This window comes from Algoriphagus alkaliphilus (assembly GCF_900103735.1).
Lineage (GTDB): Bacteria > Bacteroidota > Bacteroidia > Cytophagales > Cyclobacteriaceae > Algoriphagus > Algoriphagus alkaliphilus.
The window spans coordinates 44,821-67,401 of record NZ_FMXE01000014.1 but is presented as its reverse complement, the minus strand read 5'-3'; the positions used below and the strand labels follow the sequence as shown (position 1 = coordinate 67,401).

Below are 22,581 nucleotides of genomic sequence, written 5' to 3'. Positions count from 1 at the left end.
GATGGCAGATAATACAATTTTTATTCAGATTTCTGGCAGTTTCCTGTTTCAATGGCTGACTATTATCAAATTAAGCCTTGGTCTGAAAAACATTGGGAAATTGTAGGGATAATGTTTGATCAGCTCGATCAGATCAATCAGCATTCTATTACGACTTCAGTATTCTGGGACTTGTATAACACCAAAATTCGTCCTTTGGATGAAATGATGATCCAAGTGAGCAAATCAGTAAACGGGACTTTTTCGTATGACTATTCGGTTTTTGATAAGTATGTAGAAATGGCTCATAGTAAGGGGATAACTAAACAAATTTCTGTTCATAATTTATTTCCTTGGAATAGTTTTCTTTTTTATTTCGATGAAGCTACATCGACAATACAGTCAATTCATAATCAGCCCGGTACGCCAGAGTACCAATCATTCTGGAAACCTTTTCTCTTGGATTTTTTCAAGCATTTGATCGAGAAAGGGTGGATGGAAATGACCGTTTTATTCGTTGACGAAAGAGATCCAAATGTTACGCTTGAGTTGGCAAAATGGGTTAAAAGTATATCTCCGAGTTTTAAAATGGGTTTTGCCGGGGATTTTTACCCTTTTCTATCAGAATGGATGGAAGACTATTCTATGCCTGTAAATGTGGTGGTTGATCCTGGGGAAATGGATAAAAGAATCCTGTCATCCAAAAAAACATCTTTGTATACTTCTTGTTTTGAACGTCCCAACCAGCCAAATGTGTTATTGACCTCAGATTTAAGAGATATCTTTTTTATCACTCAATTATCTAAAGCTAAGGGGTATGATGGAATGTTATGATGGGCCTTAAATCGTTGGTCATCCCAAATTATGGATTCGGCCATTTATGTCGATGTTCCATCCGGGGATGCGCATTTAGTTTACCCCGACGGTCAGGTTTCTGTCAGGTTCTTGGTTTTGATAGATGCAATGGAGGAAATAAGTAAACTAGAGACCCTATCCCGGATACAAAATCCAATTGAAATGATGAATGCAACTAATCGATATTTCCTTATCAACAGTGAGGCAGAACGATACCAAATGCTTCAGGCAATGAATAATTATCTAAATGATTAAGAAGAAACTCGCAATCCTTGGAATCGTGGGAGTTCCGGCCAATTATGGTGGCTTTGAAACCTTAGTTGACAACTTACTAGATCTTCTTCCCAAATTTTTTGAAGTCACAGTGTTTTGTGAAAGTAAATCCTATCCAGACAAACTGGAGAGCTACAAAGGGGCCAAGCTCATCTATGTCAATAAGAAAGCAAATGGAGCCCAAAGCATAATTTTTGATTCTGTTTCGCTTTTGAAATCCTACAAAAACCAGGATTACATCTTGCTGTTGGGCGTTTCGGGAGCAATTATGATCCCTCTACTCAAGCCTTTTACCAAAGCGAAGATCATCACCCATATCGATGGATTGGAATGGAAGCGGGACAAATGGGGATGGTTTGCTAAAAAGTTCTTGAAGTTTTCCGAGTCACTTGCTGTTAAATACTCGGATGGCGTAGTAGCTGATAATAAGCACATTCAGGAATATATAACTTCTGAATATGGTAAAGATTCCTTTCTAATCGCATATGGGGCAAACCACGTAAGTCCCGTAGAGCCGGATTCTTACAGGAAAAAATTCTCATTTCTGGATTCGCCTTATGTGTTTACAGTTTGTAGAATCGAACCCGAAAACAACGTAGAAATGCAATTGAGGGCATTTAAGGAATGTGAAATAGGCATGCCTTATGTTGTGGTAGGAAATTGGAATGCCAATGACTACGGGATGAAACTTTACCATGAGTATTCCAAAGTCAAAAACATCATTTTGTACAATCCTATCTACGAAATGGAGGAATTGAACGTCTTGCGGTCAAATTGCTTCTTCTATTTGCATGGACACAGTGCAGGAGGAACAAATCCTTCGCTGGTGGAAGCGATGTATTTGAGATTGCCTGTAATAGCCTACGGTGTCAATTACAATAAAGAAACCACATTTGGAAAGGCTTTGTATTTCAATGGTTTTGAGGAACTAAAGATCTTGCTATTGCAGATCAGAGAATTGGATCGGGATCAAATGATCGAAGATCTTTCCAAGCTTGCAAAGAAGAATTATTCATGGAAAGCAATTTCGAAGAAATACGTTAAAATGTTTGAGTCGTTTTGATCTGTCAATGGTAATATGAGGGGTTGTAATTTTGTGTTGTGGATATTTATTGTGGTTCTACCTGGGGTAGTTTCTTCCCAGACTTTGCCCGCCGGTTTCCCGGTTTGGGAAGAAACCGCAAGAAGAAGTCAGCTACTTGGAACTGGATACCACAATTATTCTTTTGCTTCGCGACCATTGGTTTGGGAACAGGCTGTTTCAGATTCTTTATTTTCTCTGGAGGCGAATGATTCGGCAAGTGACGCGCTTTTAAAAGGCAAAAAACTTGAAGTAAAAATTCTCCCTTTATTAAACACCACGATATATAATTCCAATCGTCCCTTTGGCTGGGGCAATTATGGATTGCAGAATGGACGGGGGCTACAATCTTTGATTTCTCCCGGAGCTTTTTTCAAATTCCATTTTTTGGAAATCCAATTGAGACCTGAATTAAGCTTGAATCAAAATAAGGCGTTTAATGGATTTTCAGATCAATTTTCAGATAATTCGATATTCGCAAGGTTTAGGTATTGGAACTTTGGAGACAATCCGGAGCGATTTCAAGGCGATTTCAATCGGTTTGCGACATGGGGCCAATCTTATGCTTCATTCACTTTCGGGAAAGCAGAACTGGGATTCAGTACCCAGAATATCTGGTGGGGTCCCGGGCAATTTTCATCATTGATTTTTAGCAATAATGCCAGAGGAATGAAGCATTTTTTTCTGAAGACAAAGTCACCTGCCAATATTGGTATTGGATTGCTTGAAGCGCAAATGATTTTTGGAAGAGCAGAGGATTCCGGATTGGATCCCACACAGAATGAAGTGCTCAACGCTCAGTATTTTCGTCCTTTCTCTGGCGACTGGCGTTATGTAAATGGAATTTCCATTTCATACCAGCCTTCTTTTTTAAAAAATCTTTCACTGGGATTCAACCGCACTTTTCAACAATACAACGAAGACGTTGCCGAAGGATTACTGGCCAGAATCCCTGTTTTTGAGGCTTTCCAGAAGGAGAGATTATTTCAAAACGGCAATTCGGTAATTTATGACCAAGAAGCTCAGGATCAGCAGGTTTCGGTGTTTTTCAGATTCAAAAGTGTAAAGGGTAAATTTGAACTTTATGGCGAGTTTGGAAAGCGAGATCACAATTTCAATTGGAGAGAATTCATCCTTAATCCTGAACATGCCAGGGCATACCTTTTTGGGTTTCAGAAATTGGTCCAGTTACCAAGTCCGGAAAAACTTATTCAAATCCGAGGGGAAATAATCCATCAACAAGAATCCGTCAACCGATATATCCGCTACCCAGAATTGGGAGTAATAAATACCAGTTGGCAGACCCACTATCAGGTTCGTGGATTTTCAAATTTCGGTGAATCCATGGGTGCAGGAATCGGAGTGGGGGGCAACGCTCAGATTTTGGAATTTTCATATCTCAAAAGGCTTTCCAAAGTGGGGCTATTGCTCCAGCGGATAGAAAATCATCAGGATTTCTTCTATGAAGTCCAGGGAGAGATTCCCAGTCAAGTTCCATGGGTCGATTTTTCGGCAGGACTATTGTTGAATTTCCAATTGAAAAATCTGCTGATTAGCACAAAAAACCAGCTAATCAATGCTACAAATTACCAATGGACAGGAAATTCAAGTAGCACGGTGGATTTCAAAGGAGGAAAAGACAGTTTTACTTATTCCTCAACCGTCAATTTGATTTATAGTTTTAACTGAATTGGCTTGATGTATTTCGAATAAATTTTTCCATTCCATGCAAATGAGTAACTTTGGTACTCACTTTGATCCTGCTAATCGATCAGTCATTTAAAAGGTCAGTGGGATGTGTTTTTTATTTAAAAAAAGTCAAATTACTAGGTCTTTGTGACTGAGAGGGCGAAGCTGTGTACAAAAGAATTGTTTAAGAATTAATGATAAATTCAAATTCATGTTATTATTACCGAATAAAGAGGCCAAGATTGCCATTATAGGCCTAGGATATGTAGGGCTTCCTTTAGCTGTAGAATTTGCAAAGAAATTTCCCGTTGTGGGTTTTGATATTGATCAGAGGAGAATTGAAGAACTCCATTCAGGAACTGACAGAACCTTGGAAGTAGAGGATGATTTGTTACAGGCGGTTTTGTTGGGCGAAAATCCTAAACTGGGCACTAAAGGGCTTTTTCCGACTTTTGAGCCCGAAAGTTTGGCCGACTGTCAGGTCTATATTGTGACTGTTCCGACGCCGACTGATAAACATAATCGGCCGGTTTTGACTCCTATGCTCAAGGCGTCTGAAAATATCGCAAGATATCTTAAAAAGGGAGATGTCGTAATTTATGAATCGACTGTATATCCGGGAGTTACGGAGGATGAATGTGTGCCTGTTTTGGAGAGGATTTCCGGGTTAAAGTTTAACGAAGATTTTTCAGCAGGGTATTCTCCCGAGCGGATCAATCCCGGAGACAAAGAACATACAGTGTCGAAGATTCTTAAAGTGACATCCGGGAGTACACCTGAAGCTGCGGAGTACGTTGACCAACTGTATAAAACTGTAATTACTGCAGGAACTCATAAAGCCTCTTCCATCAAAGTTGCCGAAGCGGCCAAGGTGATAGAAAATTCACAGCGGGACATCAATATTGCTTTTGTAAATGAGCTTTCGAAGATTTTTAATCTTTTGGGAATTGATACCCATGAGGTTTTGGAAGCAGCCGGAACCAAGTGGAACTTCCTCAAATTCAAGCCGGGACTTGTTGGTGGTCATTGTATTGGTGTAGATCCTTTCTATCTTGCGCAAAAAGCTCAAGAAGTTGGCTATCATCCTGAAATTATTCTTGCCGGTCGTCGGTTGAATGACAGCATGGGTAAACATGTTGCGACAGAGGTGATCAAGCTGATGATGCGAAAGGATTTAAAAGTAATCGATTCTAAAGTATTGATATTGGGCTTTACCTTCAAGGAAGACTGCCCGGATGTAAGGAATACACGCGTAATTGATATTTACAAAGAACTCCGATCTTATGATATGGAAGTCGACGTGTATGATCCTTGGGCTAATCCTGCCGAGGTAAATCACGAATATGGCATTGAGATTATTTCTGGTAGAAAAGTACCACCTTTGGAAAGTTATTCAGCTATTATTCTTGCAGTGTCACATAAGCAATTTTCCACTTTGAATATTCATAAATCACCTTCGAAGGTGGTTTATGATGTAAAGGGATTTTTAGATAAAAGTAGGGTTGATGCTAGACTTTAACGAGATTGGAATCACATATTTGAATTTTTCTTTAGCTAAAAAATGATTTACTTCACGCAAAAAATGAAGGTACTCAAAATGAAAAAACATTCTTTATTATTCTTTGCCTTGGTTTTGTTGGTTTTTTCCTCGTGTGTTTCTAATAAGAAATTAATATATCTGCAGGATCTTCAATCAGAAGGCCCAAGAGTGTATTCAAGCGAAAAATTTCCCTATCAAGAAGAATTGTATCGGCTCCAGAGCTATGACATCGTTGATATAACGATAAAAACAGCAAGTGAAGAGTTAAATAAAATCTTCAGCATAGTATCTGGTGATCAAACCAATATGATGGCTATGAATATGGGACAAAATGGAGGGGATCTATTTTACATGAATGGATACGCACTTGACCAAAATGGAAAGGTAGATCTTCCTTTAGTAGGGGAAGTAAAACTTGTTGGATTAACTGCTGAAGAGGCTAAGAAATTGATTGAAGAGAAAGTAAAGCCTTTTGTCCCGGATGATTTTTTTGTCAGGGTTAGGCTTGGAGGAATTAGGTTTAGTTCATTAGGCGAATTTAACGCTCCGGGAAAAGTTACTATTTTGCAAAATAGAGTGACTATTTTTGAGGCAATAGCAGCATCGGGAGACATGACCACAATCGCCAAAAGAGACGAGGTAATAATGTTGCGCCAATATCCCGATGGGTCTCAAATTCATAAAATCAATTTGAATGATAGAAACTTGCTTTCATCAGAGTATTATTTCATAAGGCCCAATGATGTCCTTTATGCCGTTCCTTTGAAAGTTAGAGAACTTGGAGCAGGTACAAACTTTATTCAGACACTTGCTTTGATTACATCAACTGTGTCAACATTTGCGCTGATTGTAACCTTAATTAGATAATTAATTAATATGAATTTTGAAAGTAACGAGAATGACTTTTCTGTTGAAGATTCATCTTTTGAATTAAAAAATATCTACAGAAAAATCAGTCAAAAATGGTTATATATAGCTATTTCGGTTCTTTTTTGTTTGGCTTTAGGTTGGTTTTATACTAAAATTTCAAGTCCGCTTTATCGAGTAAATAGTCTTTTTTTTATAAAAGAGAAAGAGAATCCTCTGGCCTTATTTGGTCCTACCTCATTGGTCGATAATGCAGGAATGGGGTTACAAAATGAAGTGATTATTCTGAAATCGCGACCAATCGCTTTGCGTGTACTCAAAACATTAGATTTTCAGGTAGAGTATTTTCAGGAAGGTTCTTTCACCAACACAGAAATTTATCTTAATAATCCTATTGTAGTTGAGGTTGATTGGAAATTTCCTCAAACAACTGATGGACTAATTAAAGTGAAATGGGAAAACGACCAAGAGTTTACATTAGAATACATTGATGAAAAATATAATAAACTTCTTCCTGACGGAAGCAAGGTTGGATTTGGGTTTCAGCCAGCACCGATAAAGGGAGTTTTTAATGAATGGATTAATAATAATGAATTAAAGGTAAAAATTCAGAAAGTTTCTCCTGATCAGGAAGGATCAATACTCATTAAACTAAGGGATCTAAACTCTTTAGCAAACTCCTATTCTGCATCTTTAAACGTAGAGCCTGTTGAGCGAGGGGCTTCAATAATGCAAATAGGTCTCATTTGTTCTAACCTAAATAAGGGCGAAATCTACCTCAATACTTTGATGGAATCGGTGTTGGAAATGGAATTGGAGCAGAAAAATATTTCCGCCAGCAAGACTGTTGATTTTATTGATTCTCAGGTTGCAGGAGTTGCTGATTCTCTTCGTTTTTTCGAAAATCAACTTCAAAACTTCAGATCTGACAATAAAATTTACAACCTTAGTTCTGAGAGTAGCTCGGTTTATGAACGATTGATTGAATTCGAAAATCAGTTAACCCAAGAAAAATTTAAAAGAAATTATTATCAAAATTTAAAAAAATACCTAACAAGTGAGAATTATTCAGAAGTAATCGTTCCCTCTGGTATTGGCATTGAAGATCCTTTTCTTAATGGGTTAATTAAAAATCTCTTGGAATTGCAAACAGAAAAGTCAAGAATGTTAGCAACTCAAACAGAAGCTTCGCCAGCTGTAAAAGAAGTTAATAGAAAAATAGTTGATCTTAATAAGTCAATTATAGAGAACCTTGAAAATGTGGATATCAATTCAAGGTCCCTAATGGCTGATATTCAAGGTAGAATCAATGAAATTGAAAGATCTTTTAAAAGTTTACCAGAGACTGAACAAAACTTAATAAGAATTCAGCGGGAATTTTCACTAAGTGAGAATATATATAATTATCTGATGGAGCGTCGGGCAGAAGCGGCCATCTCAAAAGCTTCCAATGAAGCCAACAACAAAATTGTTGAACCTGCAAGAGGTGGAATTCAAATCAGCCCAACTCCAGTGAAAAACTATTTATTTGCATTACTGGCTGGTCTTTTTTTGCCAATATCGGTTATTGCCACTAGAGAGCTATTCAGGACTAAAATAGAAGATGCCCAGTTTTTCGAAAGTAAATTGAAAATCCCGATGCTTGGTACGGTTCTAAATAATAAATCAGATTCAGATTTGGTTGTTTTTGACAGTAGGAAGTCTGGTATTTCTGAATCGTTCAGATCTTTAAGAGCCAATATGAAATTTGTCCTACCTAAAGATAAGCAATTGACGTTCTTGGTGACATCCACTATTTCGGGTGAGGGAAAAACATTTTGTGCGATGAATTTGGCTGCAGCCTATAGTTTGACCGGAAAGAAAACTATCCTTGTGGGTTGTGATATGCGAAAACCAAAAATCTTCACAAGTTTTGATCTTACAAATGAAATTGGACTATCTTCTTATTTAAGTGGTCAAGTAGAAACATGGGAGGAGATTATTTCGACAACGAAATATGCTAATCTGGATATTATTGTCTCGGGTCCAATACCACCTAACCCGGCGGAACTGATGTTTGCTGATGGATTTGAAATTTTGATCAAGAATCTGAAGGAACTATATGATGTTGTAATCCTCGATACGCCTCCTGTAGGATTGGTCAGCGAGACTTTGGATCTGATGGGGATGGTTGATTGCAGCTTGTTTATTTTTAGACAAAATTATTCACAAAGATCATTTGTGGATGCTGTAAATGGCCTGAAAACCAATAGAGGGCTAAAAAATATATTCGCCGTGTTTAATGGTGTAGAATCAACCAATGTCACTTATGGCTATGGATATTCTTACGGCTATGGTTATGGCTATTATGATGATGATAAGAAGAAATAACAGAGAAAAATCAACAGAAAAAGGGTATTAACAATACCCTTTTTTCATCTTATGGATCTAAAAAAAATAGTAAAAAAGAATTTTAAGTACTTCGCTTATTTCTTCGGGTATCTTAGATACAAAATATTGGTTTTGATACTCCTGAGTGTTCTAGTTGGCGTTTTAGACGGATTTGGTCTAGCATTGTTTATCCCTCTTTTTGAGGTAGCTGTTGATCCAGAACTTAATTCGACTTCAGAATCACTTGGAGAGTTCGCCTTTTTACTTGATTTTCTGGCGAATAGGGGGATAGGAATAACTATTGGAAATATTCTGATTTTTATGACCTTTCTGTTTTTGGTGAAAGGGTTTTTTAAATTCCTCGACTCTTATTATAAAATCTCACTCCAGATCGCCTTTGTTAAGAAATTAAGGTTTCAAATGTTGGATGGTCTGAGTCATGTAAGTTATCAGCACTTTGTGGGTTTGGATGCTGGCAGAATCCAAAACACACTTTCGGGTGAAGTCTATAAAGTAACCGGTGCATTTATCAGTTACTTTAATACTCTACAGCATGCTGTGCTATTGTTTGTTTATACCGGTTTGGCATTCATCTCGGATTGGAAGTTTGCCCTTCTGGTCAGTTTTGGTGGATTTCTCTCCAACTTGGTTTTTAAAATCCTCTTCAAGAAAACTGAAACAGCTTCCATTAATATCTCAGAAAAGGGACACCTTTTTCAATCTTTTTTAATCCAGGCAGTTCAGCACTATAAATACCTAAAGGCCACTTCCTACTTTGGGAGATATAAAAACAAGTTAGTCAACCAAATCCATGACATCGAAAATCTTCAAAAGCGGATTGGATTTTATAATTCCCTTTTAAATGGCTTAAGAGAACCCATCATTCTGGTCATTGTAGTCATTGTGATCATTATCCAAATCAATTTTCTGGGAGGCACATTATCCAGCATTCTACTTAGTTTGATGTTCTTTTATCGTGCACTCAATTATGTGATCAGCATCCAAAGCAGTTGGCAAATGTTCATTTCCCAATTTGGAGGAATTGTGGCCACTACCGAAATGATTCAAATGTTTGATGGAGGAAAAGAAGATGTGAAAGTCTACGATGATTTTACCAGAATCGGTGAAATCAGCCTCCAAAGAGTAGGATTCAAATTCAAAGATGGTGTCGAAATCCTAAAAGATATATCAGTCACCATCCAACCCAAAGAAGCCATAGCCTTTGTTGGTCCCAGTGGAAGCGGAAAAACGACATTGGTCAACTTGATAGTCGGACTATTGGAGCCTACCGCGGGACTTTTGACAGTAAATCAAACGGATCGGTCAAAGATCAACATTAATGACCTAAGAAAAAGAGTGGGGTACATTACCCAAGAACCTGTAATTTTTAATGATACTATTTTCAATAATGTCACTTTTTGGGCTGAAAAAAATCAGCCAAATCTAGAAAAATTCGAAATGGCAATTCGCCTTGCCAACCTGAATGAATTTATAAACAACCTCGAATTACGAGAGGATACTCCACTTGGTGATAATGGAGTCCGAGCCAGTGGAGGTCAAAAACAGCGGATTTCTATTGCCAGAGAATTATTCAAAGAGGTCGAAATTATAGTTTTCGATGAAGCAACTTCAGCTTTGGACAGTGATTCGGAAAAAGTAATTCAGGAAAATATCAATTCACTTCAAGGTAGATATACTTTGCTCCTGATCGCTCATCGATTGAGTACCATTAAAAATGTCAATAGGATCTACCTAATAAAGGACGGTGAAATTAGCTCATCCGGAGATTTTGATTCGCTGATCCAAAATGACGATTATTTCTCCAGAATGGTCAAGTTGCAGGAGTTTTAAGAATGAAGTCTAAAGTTCTGTTAGTGGGGCCCATTAATGATCAAGGTTTGGGCGGAAGGTTTGAAGAAATGCGGGTTTGGGCCAGGTTTTTGGAACAGGAGCAGTTCGAAGTTTCTGTCTTTTCCATGTTTAACAGCCGATTTGGCTTGGAAAATGCAATAATGGTCGAATCGGTTCATTTAGTTTTTCCAACTCTTTGGAGTTGGTTCCCAAGACTTAGAAATCTCGTTTTGAGAGTTTGGTCTTCAAGATTTTTTCGAAACCAGCGGAATGATTTTTATAATTCAGAAAAGTGGTACGCGTTTGCTCATTCATTTAATCACCTAGTCTTATTCATTACCCATCAATCCAAGGAAATAAAAATTTTTGAGTCATCCTTACCGGTACCGGTTTCAATCCGATTTACAGGAACTGTCCATGATTTTTCAGCTTTGAAAATTCACCACAAGAAATTAAGTAGTGTAGCCAGGAATTATATCATTCATGCTCCTGGATTGTTTCATGGATTTGAAAATAGCATCCCAAAAGTATTCATAGATCAAACCACACTCGCTGAAAAATCTCTTTTGGATTTGAAAATCGATTCAAATCTCAAGATTTTTGCCATGATTGGGCTCTTCATGGAAGTAAAGCAGATGGAGCAGGTGATCACTGTCTTTGCCAATCTTCCGAATTTAAATTTGATCATTTTTGGGACCGGTGCACTTCAAACTTCTTATCAGGCCAAAATCGATGCCCTTGGTTTGTCTAATGTGAAAATCGCTGGCTTTATAGCTCCGGATCAAATTTCACAGCTTTACACACAAATTGACGCCTTGATAATCAACAGCGCCGAAGAAACAGGTCCTATGACAGGAATAGAAGCTATGGCCTCAGGGAAACTCATTTTCTCCAGACCCGTGGGAGCCATGCGGGAGAGGCTTAGCGACCCTGAAATGATTTTTGATAATACAGAAGATTTGACAGAAAAGATCAGAAGATTTTCGATCCTGCCACCTGAAAGAATTATTGAATACAAAACTACTCTTCGCAAGAGGTACTTGGAGAATTATTCCAATCTGGAGGTGAAAAAACAAATAAAAAACATGTTGGAAGAAGTGTCCGATACATGAGACAAGGAATAAACCCCTCAAAAACCGATAACAGGATTCATCTTGATTCCACGCATCGGGTAATACTTTCTGTTTACATTCCCAATCTGGAAGAGGAATACTTTAAGCATGCCAAAGAAGTATTTAAGCTTTGTCTTGAATCAGTATTGTATACAAGTCACGAAAAGACACGAATTTCTATTATTATTAACGGTTGCTGTAAAGAGGTAGAGCAATTGATTTATTCCTATAAAGAAACCTATCCTCTGATAGATCAGGTTTTTTATACCAAAGAAAATCTGGGAAAAATAAATGCCATTTATTCGATAATCAAGAGCAATTTGGAGCCCCTTGTAACCATATCGGATTCTGATGTTTTATTTCTGAAGGACTGGCAAGATGAAACTTATGCCGTTTTCAAGAATTTTCCTGAAGCAGGAATGGTCTCCCCGGTTCCCAGTAGCAAAGGATATTTATATAGTACTGGGAGCACTTTGTACTATGGACTTTTCAAGGGTAAAATCCGATTCAGGGATGTGCAAGATCCTGAAGGAATGGATAATTTTCAAAAAAGTGTCGGCTCAAAACTTTACGATCCCATTCACCTTCAAAAGTATTTGGTCATTGCCAATCCTAAAAATCAAGAAGCAGTAATTGGCTGTGGACATTTTGTAGGCACTTTTAGAAAGGAAGTATTCGAAAACAGTCCCACCAAAGTATGTGAATTCAGGGTGCAAGGAGGCAGTGAAGAAGCTTATTTGGATGATCCAAATGATCGTTCAGGGTTTCTTAGGTTAGCGACCATAGGTAATTTTGCCTACCATATGGGGAATACTCCCGCAACCTGGATGTGGGACACACTTTCCGATTTAAAGTCTATTGAAAAATCAAACATCGAATCGTATTCCATCCCTCCAGCTCAGCCCATCTCAAAGTTGGCTGTCCTAGTAGGACAGTTTCTGTGGGTCAATCTTTTTTACAGATTCAGAAAGCAATTCTTTGGGTTTTTGGGGATGAAAGAGAAATATTAAATGGCACTATCAGACAAAATCAGACGTTTTTTACAGCGGATATCCAAACCTACCTATACAGTAGGAAAGGGAAATCAAGTCTCTTTCTGGACCACCGGTGTTCATCATGTCCAGTTTGGTGGAGGCAATTTGATCCCTGAGAATTGTGCTTTTGCGGATAGAACCCAGCTGGGTTTCCGCACCACTTTAGGGACAAACAATTATTTCGGAGGTAAAGCCATTCTTGGTAAATATTGCCAGATAGGAAGAGATGTCGCTTTCCATTCTACCAATCACCCTATTTCCCATTTAACCACTTACATCAATAGACAGCTCTTTAATGGAGAACTGAAAACCTTGAAGACAGAACAGCTCATCCGTATCGGGAATGATGTATGGGTAGGCCATGGAGTTATAGTTTTGGCTGGGGTAGAAGTCGGGGATGGGGCTATTTTGGCTGCAGGTTCGGTGGTTACGAAAAATGTGGAACCTTACACTATTGTAGCCGGAAACCCGGCAAAACCTATACGAAAACGGTTTTCAGATAAAATTGTAGAAGAGCTGCTGCTCCTTAAATGGTGGGATTTGCCGGAAGATCAAATTCTGAAACTCAAACCACTTTTTCTTCAAAATTTAGACGAAGTCGAGTCAATCCAAGACTTCTTAATCCCCCTAAAATGAGAGTTTGTTTTTTGATCCCTGATGGAGTAGGTATTCGAAACTACCTGTATTCGCCTATTCTGCCTATTCTCAATGCTGCCGGAGCAGAGATTGTAATCTGGCATGGCTTGGATCCGGAGGTCATCATCCAGTCAAAAAAACTGCATGTAGGATTGTTTCCCGGTGAATTCCCATTTGTTAATCATCGGGAGGACCCTATTGCTCAGCTTTTGCGTGACAGTGTCAGCTATGCCCGACTGTCACTTAATTCCAGAAAATTGGCCAATCCAACCATAATGGACAATTGGCTACCAAAGAAAACAACCAAAGGGAAAGTGTCGAATTTTGTAGCTGCGCTGCTTGGTAAAACTATCAAATCAGATAAGCAAATCATTGCGGTTGAGAACATAGTCAAATCCAAAAACCGAAAATCCGACGCCTACTTTAGATACAAAAAGGAACTCGAAAATATTAATCCGGACATCCTTTTCTGTACCCACCAGCGGATGCCAAATGCCGGTATTGCCATGTTGGCCGCTCAGGATTTGGGCATCAAAACGGTAGCAGCAATATTTTCCTGGGATAACTTGCCCAAAGGCCGACTTCCTGTGCGCGCGGATGACTACTTGGTATGGTCCGCTTATATGAAGGATGAATTGGCAATCTACTTTCCCAATATAGACCAGCAACGTGTTCATATCGTTGGAACACCACAATTTGACTTTTATAAAAATCCGGAGGTTTTCCAGTCTCGGGAAGAATTTGCAGGAAGTAATGGATTAGATCCTCATAAACACTGGGTTTGTTTCTCAGGAGATGATAGCCTGACTTCTCCTCATGATCCACTTTATCTAAATGATCTGGCAGAAAATCTAAAAGCGCATAGAAATATTCAAATCCTATTTAGACCTGTGCCAGTTGAAGGACATCATCGCTATGTGGACATCTTAGAAAAGCACCCCAATATTGTATTGATGCAGCCAAAATGGAAGCATGGAAAGATGTGGAACACTTTCTTTCCATACTATGAGGATATCGCGGTATTGGTAAATCTAGCCCGACATAGCGCCGCGGTCATCAATGTAGGATCAACCATGGCATTGGATTTTGCTCAATTTGATAAGCCGGGTCTTTATGTCAATTACGATGTAAAACCTGACCATCCTTGGTCTGTCAAACGCACTTATCAATTCCAACATTTCAGGACCATGGATGGCTTGAATCCTGTCGGGTGGATCAACTCTCCGGAAGAGATAGAATCCAAAATCATTCAGGCCATTGAGCATCCCTACCAAGTAGGTCCGGATCGAAATAAATGGAAAGAAAAAATAGTGTTTGAGGAAGAAGGAATCTTAGCATCTCAAAAAATTGCTGATTGGTTAACTCAACTTCAAAATAGTAAACAATGAATATCTGTTTTTTGACGCATGAATACCCCAAGCCTGGTATTAGCCCAGGAGGAGTCGGCGTTTTTTTGAATACTTTTCTTCCTGTACTTGTCAAAAAGGGTATTCAGGTAACTGTTTTAGGAGCAAATAACTCGAATGCTTTGGAAGATAATGTAGTCGAGGGAGTTAGAATTATCCGGATCCCTAACCCTAAAATAAAAGCGATCAACTGGTGGTTTATTGCAAAAGGATTAAACCAAAAACTTCAAGAAATTCATGCAAAAACCCCCCTGGACATTGTGGAGGGATCTGAGTTGGCTTTTGCTTTCTTGGAAAAACCCAAAGGGGTAAAATTCATAATACGACTTCATGGAGGGCATCACTTTTTTGCAGAATCCGAAAATAGAAAAATAGAGTTCTGGAAAGGCTTTCAGGAAAAACGATCTTTCAAAAAAGCAGATGCCTTTATAGCTGTTTCTGAATACGTTAAAGCACACACAAATAAATTTTTAAGTTTTAACGACAAACCTGTTATGAAAATTAGGGGAGGCATTGATTGCGAAAAATTCAGTTTTTCACCTGATTCTGTAAATCCCAACCCACACAGCTTGGTATTTGTCGGCACGGTTTGTCAAAAAAAGGGAGTAAAGAATTTAATTTTGGCAATTGATCAGGTCAAAGACCAATTTCCAAATGTACATCTGGACATCTATGGCAAAGACTGGTACTTCTCAAATGGTGACTCATACAAAGAGATGATCCGGGAGATGATTAAGGGGAGACTGGAATCTCATATCCAACTTCACGATCCAGTACCTCATGATCAAATCCCCGGAATTTATGAAAGTGCCGAAATATGTATTTTTCCGTCCTTCATGGAAACTCAGGGATTGGTAGCACCGGAGGCGATGGCTATGGGTAAGATTGTAATTTTCACAGATAAAGGACCCGGTCCTGAAACAATTCGGCATGGCATAGACGGATTTCTGTGTAATCCTTTGGAGGTTTCAAGTATTGCTGAGACGATCAGGGAGGCGTTTGAAGCGCTGGGAAGAAAGCAGGAAATATCGCGGGCCGCCAGAAAAACGATTCAAGAAAATTTTGGATTTGAACCCGTTCTTCATGAAAATCTAAGCTTTTACAACCAAGTAATTAATGCGTAATTTTTTAATCATTACCTGTGTCCATCATTATGCAGAAAATGGGAAATACTATGGGTATGGACCCTATGTAAGAGAGATGAATCTTTGGATTCGAAATAAGGAAAAAGTTACTGTCCTCGCCCCATTGATCAGTTCTCAAAAGCCCGGAAAGATCGATTTGGCTTATGATCATCCCAACTTGGAATTCGAATCCGTACCAGCATATCATATCCAGTCTTGGTCAGCCAGATTCCAATCACTTGTACAAATACCCTATATTCTCATTCGGACTTTTATGGAAATGTGGAAATCTGACCACATCCATATCAGAATCCCGGGAAATATGGGTCTCTTGGCGATGTTTGTTCAGGTGCTCTTTCCTTCCAAATTCAAAACCATTAAATATGCAGGAAATTGGGATCCGGAATCCATCCAACCCCTGACCTATAAAATTCAACGTTGGATAGCTAATTCAACTCACTTTACACGAAATGCTAAAGTGCTGGTGTATGGTAATTGGCCGGATAATTCCCCCAATGTAGTTCCTTTTTTTACAGCCAGTTACAGGAAAGAAGAGGAAGAGCCAATTAAGAAAATTTCTCTTAGACAAAAGTTGAAACTGGTTTACATCGGAGCCATTTATGATGGGAAAAATCCGGAAATCGGAATTTACTTAAGTAAAATACTAGTAGACCAGGGAATTAATTTTGAGTTTACTTATTGCGGAGATGGCGTGATGCGTCAGGAACTGGAAGAACTTTCCGGTGAAATGGGACTTTCAGACCATGTTAGTTTTTTGGGGAATGTCACCGCAGCTGAAATCAAGGAAATCCTTAAAGAGTCTCACTTTTTGATTTTTATTTCCCGAACAGAAGGATGGCCCAAAGCGGTAGCCGAAGCCATGTTTTGGGGGTGTGTGCCGTTCACCTCCGCGGTAAGCTGTGTACCTGAGATGGTCGGTAAAGACGGTGAACGAGGAGTCCTACTATCTAAGGATCCTGAGAAATTATATCAGGCCTTGCTCCCTTTTTTGAATGATGAATCGCTGTTCCAGCAAACCAGTATTGCAGCCATGTCTTGGGCAAGAGGATTTAATTTAGAGAAATTTCAGACCGAAATTGAGAAATTTGAATGAGAGTCGTTCAATTGATTGACTCGCTCGATATCGGGGGAGGGGAAAGAATGGCTGTGAATTTGGCAAATCTCTTTAGTGAGAAAGGAATTCCAAATTTGCTCGTTGCCACTCGAAAAGGAGGCCCTTTGGGGGTGTTAGTCAAAGATCAGAGTTCATTAGTGATTCTTTCTAAAAAGCGAACTTTGGATTTCATTACATTTTTTGACTTGCTAAAAAGAATTAAATCGTTTAATCCTTCCGTAATCCATGCACATGACTCCTCTATTTTTTGGGCCACAATTTTGGGGGGTTTCCTGCCGAAAACTCAGGTTATTTGGCATGCACATTATGGGGGTTTTTCGTCTGACAATGGTCGGTTCGGAAAACAGGTGAAATTTATCCAAAATGGAATAGACAGTGTTATTGCAGTTAATTTGGATTTGTTGGAGTGGGTCAAAAAAGAACTTCCTCGCATTCCCAAAAGTAAATTTATCGGGAATTTCCCGGATAAGATTTCTGATCAGGCAGTTGACCGAAGCAGTAAGAATTGGATTATTTCATTGGCAAATCTCAAAAAGCCTAAAAATCACAGAAATTTAGTTCTTGCGTTTTCGAAAGTAGCCAAAACAAATCCTACGCTTAAGTTAGCCTTGATTGGAACCTGCGAGGATGAAGAGTATCTTCGGGATCTACAAGGATTAATTCAATTAGAAAAATTGGAAAAAAAAATTACAATCACAGGACCTGTAATTGCACTGAAAGACTGGTTTGACCAAGCACGGTTTGCGGTACTCTCTTCTGATGTGGAAGGGCTGCCTGTTTCTGTTTTGGAGCTCGGACTTAGTGGTGTCCCTGTTTTGTGCTCTGCAGTAGGGGCCTGTCCTGAGTTGCTGGGTGAGGGACGTTTTGGATATTTGGCCTCTCCAAATAATCCGGAGTCGTTAGAGAGCCAAATGATTAAGATAATTGAAAAACATGAGGAGGCATTTTCCAAATCACTACTCTTTAAAGAAAAACTATTGTCCGAGTTTGGGGGTGACAAATTTTTTAAGGAGTATAGCACTTTATTTAATTAGGACTTAGGAATGAGAGTTTTTTTAACAGAGCTTAAAAAGTATAAGTTTTCTTTTTTCTGGTTCCTAATCCATGCTTTATTGGGAGGGGCTTCTACTATCAATAAGTTCCCTGTAATTGGATTCTTTTATTTGGCACTCTTGTATTCATCTATTAATCTTTTCAGTGTCAGTTCCAAAGATCGTCCAAGACTAATTGCTGAAATCATCATTTATTTTGCCTCATTTGAAGCTTTGGGAAGGTTGGCACAAGCAGATCCCTTTTTACCCTATGAGTTAGGAAAATACATTTTGCTTTTTCTATGCCCTCTAGGGTTGATGATTTCCAGAAATTATACGGTAAAGGGAAGTCTGGGTCTTATTATTGTTATTTTGGCACTCCCTGCGGCATTTTTCGATGAGAGCGGTAGTGTAGAATTCAATGATGTCAAATTCAATCTTTTGGGCCTTTTGAATATTGGATTTGCAGTATGGTTTTTCTCTTCCTTAAAAATCAATTTAAAAACGCTCATTAGTTGGTCCAAACTCATGCTTTTTCCAATCATATCTGTTTTGGTTTATACTATAATCAAGACACCTGATTTGGATTCGGTAGAATTTAGCCTTGGAGCTAATTTTGCAACTGCAGGTGGGTTTGGTTCGAATCAAGTATCTACAATTCTTGGCCTAGGAGTTTTTTTGATGGCCTCATGTATCCTTTTGAGCTACCGGGTTACAGGATACAAAATGCTGGATATTGTAGTCCTCGCGCTACTTACCATACAAGGTCTGCTGACTTTTTCCAGAGGTGGAATGATTGGAGGATTCTTAGGAATCTTAGTATTAATGTATTATCTCGCAAGACTTTCGATTAAAGATCGGAGAAGATTGGCCATACCTAATTTTAAAAAATATGTGATTCCTCTTGGGATCATGCTTTTTTTGGTAATGATCGTCGCCAACACTATAACAGGGGGGATGCTTTTGCTCAGGTATCAGGGGGAAACTCAGGGGACCTTGGCTGGTAGTGCCGATAAAAATCTGAACAAAATTACCACGAATAGGTCAGACATCTTCCTCGAAGATGTAGAGCTTTTTGCTGAATATCCGGCAATGGGAGTAGGGGTAGGGGCTTCCACATTTTTGAGAGATGACTATAAAGGCTATGCTCCCCATGTGGAGCTCTCCCGACTTTTGGCTGAACATGGTTCCTTAGGATTGATTATTTTTCTCCTTTTCTTGGGGATTTTTTTTCTCAATAGAAATGGAACACCCGAAAATATCAGTAAAGGTTTATTGGTTGCCTGTTTTTTGATCGGCTTTTTGGCAACGTTCCATTCAGCGACCAGAACCTACATCACACCACTTTTGATGGGGATTTCCTGTGTGGGAATCATTCAGGCAGCCAAACCAAAGAATCTATCCGGACAGCAAAAAGACCAACCAGCCAAATTTTTGGAAATTCAATAACCCGGTAGCTTAATTTTCCGGTTTAGTTCTATGAAGATTTTTGCTTACAACGATTTTATTCTCAAAAAAAGGAATGGTTCTATTTATGGAGACGATTCTCACATTCTTTTTATAAAAGCTACCTGCCAAGATCATTTTGAAAGTTTTAAGTTAGGTTCTAGGCTTTCTCCTGAATCTTCCGAAGGATTTTACTTTTTTTCGGATCAAGCCAATCATCTTCTGGAACTCCCCTATTATTCCAGTGTGGCTGATTTCCTGAAGAATCCTGGACTTCTTTGGAAATCCTACAAGCTCTTGAAAAGTCACCTGAAGGATTTTGACCTGTTTTGGCTTACATGGCCGCATCCCATCAGTTTTCTAATCCTTTGGATGTTTGGCTCGAACAAACCTGTTGTCCTTTTTGTTAGGCAAAACTTGGAAGCTCTGATTCAGGTCCGGTATAGCGGAATCCAACGGGCAATCGGAATTTTGTTCACTCGAATGGTCTATCGATACGCTTCTTTTTTTCATCCTAAAGCTATATTGGTTACAGTAGGAGAAGAAATGTATCAAAGACTTTCTCCTGACTTCAAAGCCTCCACCTTCATAAGCGATTCCATCGTTCCGGAGGAGTTTGCAGTTTCGCCCAGAGTGGGACAGAATTTTGACTCAGTTAAACTATTATTTGTAGGCAGACTCGAACCGGAAAAAGGATTGAATATCCTGATTCAAGCTGTAAAATTGATCGCTCAAAAGAAAAATGTTAGTCTTAGCATCATCGGTGAAGGCGTCTCAAGAGAAGCAGCGACAGAGCAGGTTAAATCACTTGGATTAAGTAACCTAATCACATTTGAAGGCTATGTACCTTTCGGTACTACGCTTTTTGATGCTTACAAAAACCACGACCTCTTAATGATATCTTCCTATAGTGAAGGACTTCCAAAAATCATTAATGAAGCTCGAGCCTTCGCTTTACCGGTGGTTTCCACCGAAGTAGGAGGTATAGCAAATGAACTTAAGCATATGGAAACCTGTCTTTTTGTGAGATCCGGAGATCCTAAGGAACTTGCTGAAGCGGCCCTCAGACTCTCCTCTGATCCTGAGCTTTATTCGCGAATTAGCAAAAACCTCAGTGAGGAATTTCAAAAAAACTCCCTTCAATACTGGAGCAAAGCTTTTGCGGATTTTGTTAAAAAATCCATAGAAATTCATACAACTAAATGAGTCAAAGTCCCTTGATTTCTGTAATCGTTCCGGTATTCAATACCGGTAAATTTGTCGGGATGACGATTGACTCGGTTCAAAACCAAACTTATACCAATTGGGAGCTACTGTTAATTGACGACTGCTCCTCTGACAATTCTATAGAAGTCTGTAGAGGATATGCGGACTCGGACCCAAGAATCAAAGTCATTTCCCTAGATCGAAACAGTGGCGCTCTGGCAGCCAGAAACCTCGGGATTAAAACCGCAACAGGTAGATTCCTGTGTTTCTTGGATTCAGACGACACCTTTGAGCCAGAAAAACTAAGCACTCAAGTGGCCTTTATGCTTGCTGGAAATGTACCGGTTTCCTTTACCATGTTTCAGCGAATAACTGAGGACGGAGACTTCATGGGCAAAGGCAATGTCAAGTTTCAGGAAGAAGTCAGCTACAGCCAATTGCTTGGAAATCCCGCGTTTTCAATTATCACTTTGATGATCGATAGAGATCAAGTTGAAATCCCAATTGTGGAGGCAAATGTGGTTAAAGCCGAAGATTATGTGTTTCATCTTAGAATTTTGAAACAGGGATTTAAAGCCAAAGGAATAAATCTTCCACTTTCAAATTATCGATTCAGACAGGGTTCACAGTCCACTTCGTTTTTTGGAAATGCCGCAGACTTATGGAAAGTCTTGACGGAAATTGAAAAAATCAATCTTCCAAGTGCCGCTTTTTATTTTGGGAGATACCTTTGGAAGGGTGTAGGTAAAAGGCTGATCTTACTCAAACAACTATCTGATTTAAACAAATCGAACAATTGAATTTCTTCGATAAAGTAAAAGCTAAATCTGCAACCTATACTAAGGCTATGATTACCCGATATTTTCGGGTTTTAAATCGATTTTATCCTGCTTATTTCAATCTCTCGGAACGGAAAAAACACATCCATCCTTTCGGCTATTCTTTTCCTGCTGAGCTTTTTGTGGATGCTATTCCCTCAAAGGATAAAGTTTGGGCTGAAGTTATCCCCGGATTTAGAGAAACCTACAGGTTTGAATCAGAACAGGCTTATTTTGAAATGTACCAGTCTGCACGGTTTGCATTCACCTGGAAAAAAGGGGGTTGGGATTGCTTGAGACATCTTGAAATCATAGCCAATGGATGTTTACCTATATTTCGAGACATTGATTCCTGTCCTGAGGGGATCTTGGAGAATCTCCCCAAAAAATTACTTAAGCAGGTTAATCGGGACTTAATCCCATGGAAAGATACCCAAGAACAGAAAGAACGATATCAGGAATTAGCTTCACAAATCTTGGAGTATTCCAGAAATCACGCTTCTACCGAGGCTATGGGCAAAAGGGTTTTGGAAATAGCAAAGCTTCCAACTCAAGCTAAGATACTCTTATTGACTTGTGATCCTCGTCCTAATTACTCAAGAGAGTTTACCTTCATAGGACTCAATCGGGTTTTGAAGGAATCAGGGGGAGTCTGTATTTCCTATCCTGAATTGAAATTTAGTTATGAAGATTTCATGGAAGAAGAAGCTTCAAAACTTTATGGAAGGGGTTTTGGCTATACTAGGAGACTTCAGCGAAATCATCCGGAGGAATTGATTGATTGGTGCGATGAGGAAATTAAAAGTTCTATTTTGGAGAAAAAGTGGGACTTTATCCTTTTTGGTAAAATTGGAGTAGACGAACCCTCCTTAGGAAGTCTCCCTGATTTACCTTTTTGGAAGGAAGTCAATCAAAATTATTCCCAAAACAAGATTGGATTTCTATACGGCGGTGATCATATTCAGGATTTGAAAGATGCAGGAAGTGCGCATACCCGACATTTAATCCATCATTCCCGCTTTGGAATTTGTTATGTTAGGGAGCTTAAATTATAATCAGATTATAAATTTGTTTGTATATGCTCTTGCTCACTAATAACAGAATTTTCTTGTCTATCGTCTGTGGATG

16 protein-coding genes and 2 pseudogenes are annotated in these 22,581 nt (G+C 38.9%); all 18 read left to right on the top strand.

All coding sequences use genetic code 11. The features are described from left to right. Positions 1-45: 45 nt before the first annotated feature. A pseudogene (locus BLQ81_RS11305) lies at positions 46-1,089 on the top strand (glycoside hydrolase domain-containing protein); the annotation flags it as partial. After that, positions 1,082-2,170: a DUF1972 domain-containing protein gene (locus BLQ81_RS11295; RefSeq protein WP_092730065.1), complete on the top strand. Its 1,089-nt coding sequence runs from the start codon at positions 1,082-1,084 to the stop codon at positions 2,168-2,170. The pseudogene BLQ81_RS11305 and the gene BLQ81_RS11295, both read left to right, overlap by 8 nt. Positions 2,171-2,203: 33 nt before the next feature. Further along, positions 2,204-3,877: a capsule assembly Wzi family protein gene (locus BLQ81_RS11290; protein ID WP_175454219.1), complete on the top strand. Its 1,674-nt coding sequence runs from the start codon at positions 2,204-2,206 to the stop codon at positions 3,875-3,877. A 211-nt stretch (positions 3,878-4,088) separates the two neighbouring features. Continuing rightward, the gene (locus BLQ81_RS11285; RefSeq protein WP_092730063.1) at positions 4,089-5,396 is read left to right on the top strand and encodes a nucleotide sugar dehydrogenase; all 1,308 of its coding nucleotides are present in this window, start codon (positions 4,089-4,091) and stop codon (positions 5,394-5,396) included. Positions 5,397-5,459: 63 nt separating this feature from the next. After that, positions 5,460-6,284, top strand: a complete 825-nt coding sequence (locus tag BLQ81_RS11280; RefSeq protein WP_175454218.1) for a polysaccharide biosynthesis/export family protein — start codon at positions 5,460-5,462, stop codon at positions 6,282-6,284. Positions 6,285-6,293: 9 nt separating this feature from the next. Next, positions 6,294-8,654: a GumC family protein gene (locus BLQ81_RS11275; RefSeq protein WP_092730062.1), complete on the top strand. Its 2,361-nt coding sequence runs from the start codon at positions 6,294-6,296 to the stop codon at positions 8,652-8,654. A gap of 51 nt (positions 8,655-8,705) precedes the next feature. After that, positions 8,706-10,505: an ABC transporter ATP-binding protein gene (locus tag BLQ81_RS11270; RefSeq protein WP_092730061.1), complete on the top strand. Its 1,800-nt coding sequence runs from the start codon at positions 8,706-8,708 to the stop codon at positions 10,503-10,505. A gap of 2 nt (positions 10,506-10,507) precedes the next feature. Continuing rightward, positions 10,508-11,617, top strand: coding sequence for a glycosyltransferase (locus tag BLQ81_RS11265; protein ID WP_092730060.1), 1,110 nt, complete (start codon positions 10,508-10,510; stop codon positions 11,615-11,617). Beyond that, the gene (locus tag BLQ81_RS11260; protein WP_092730059.1) at positions 11,614-12,627 is read left to right on the top strand and encodes a glycosyltransferase family A protein; all 1,014 of its coding nucleotides are present in this window, start codon (positions 11,614-11,616) and stop codon (positions 12,625-12,627) included. The genes BLQ81_RS11265 and BLQ81_RS11260 overlap by 4 nt, the downstream gene beginning before the upstream one ends. 360 nt (positions 12,628-12,987) lie before the next feature. Continuing rightward, positions 12,988-13,129: pseudogene (locus tag BLQ81_RS23230) on the top strand (DapH/DapD/GlmU-related protein); the annotation flags it as partial. A 154-nt stretch (positions 13,130-13,283) separates the two neighbouring features. After that, positions 13,284-14,675, top strand: coding sequence for a hypothetical protein (locus BLQ81_RS11250; RefSeq protein WP_092730057.1), 1,392 nt, complete (start codon positions 13,284-13,286; stop codon positions 14,673-14,675). Further along, on the top strand, positions 14,672-15,817 hold the full coding sequence (locus BLQ81_RS11245) for a glycosyltransferase family 4 protein (protein WP_092730056.1): 1,146 nt from the start codon (positions 14,672-14,674) through the stop codon (positions 15,815-15,817). The genes BLQ81_RS11250 and BLQ81_RS11245 overlap by 4 nt, the downstream gene beginning before the upstream one ends. Then, positions 15,810-16,931, top strand: a complete 1,122-nt coding sequence (locus BLQ81_RS11240) for a glycosyltransferase family 4 protein (protein WP_092730055.1) — start codon at positions 15,810-15,812, stop codon at positions 16,929-16,931. Before BLQ81_RS11245 ends, BLQ81_RS11240 begins: the two co-directional genes overlap by 8 nt. Continuing rightward, complete coding sequence (locus BLQ81_RS11235) at positions 16,928-17,986, top strand: glycosyltransferase family 4 protein (protein ID WP_092730054.1); 1,059 nt, start codon at positions 16,928-16,930, stop codon at positions 17,984-17,986. The genes BLQ81_RS11240 and BLQ81_RS11235 overlap by 4 nt, the downstream gene beginning before the upstream one ends. Positions 17,987-17,995: 9 nt before the next feature. Continuing rightward, a complete protein-coding gene (locus BLQ81_RS11230; RefSeq protein WP_092730053.1) occupies positions 17,996-19,432 on the top strand; it encodes an O-antigen ligase family protein in 1,437 nt (478 codons plus the stop codon). 30 nt (positions 19,433-19,462) lie between these two features. After that, positions 19,463-20,635, top strand: a complete 1,173-nt coding sequence (locus BLQ81_RS11225; protein ID WP_092730052.1) for a glycosyltransferase family 4 protein — start codon at positions 19,463-19,465, stop codon at positions 20,633-20,635. Further along, on the top strand, positions 20,632-21,435 hold the full coding sequence (locus BLQ81_RS11220) for a glycosyltransferase family 2 protein (RefSeq protein WP_092730051.1): 804 nt from the start codon (positions 20,632-20,634) through the stop codon (positions 21,433-21,435). The genes BLQ81_RS11225 and BLQ81_RS11220 overlap by 4 nt, the downstream gene beginning before the upstream one ends. After that, the gene (locus BLQ81_RS11215) at positions 21,432-22,508 is read left to right on the top strand and encodes a hypothetical protein (RefSeq protein WP_092730050.1); all 1,077 of its coding nucleotides are present in this window, start codon (positions 21,432-21,434) and stop codon (positions 22,506-22,508) included. Before BLQ81_RS11220 ends, BLQ81_RS11215 begins: the two co-directional genes overlap by 4 nt. The last annotated feature ends 73 nt before the right edge of the window (positions 22,509-22,581 follow it).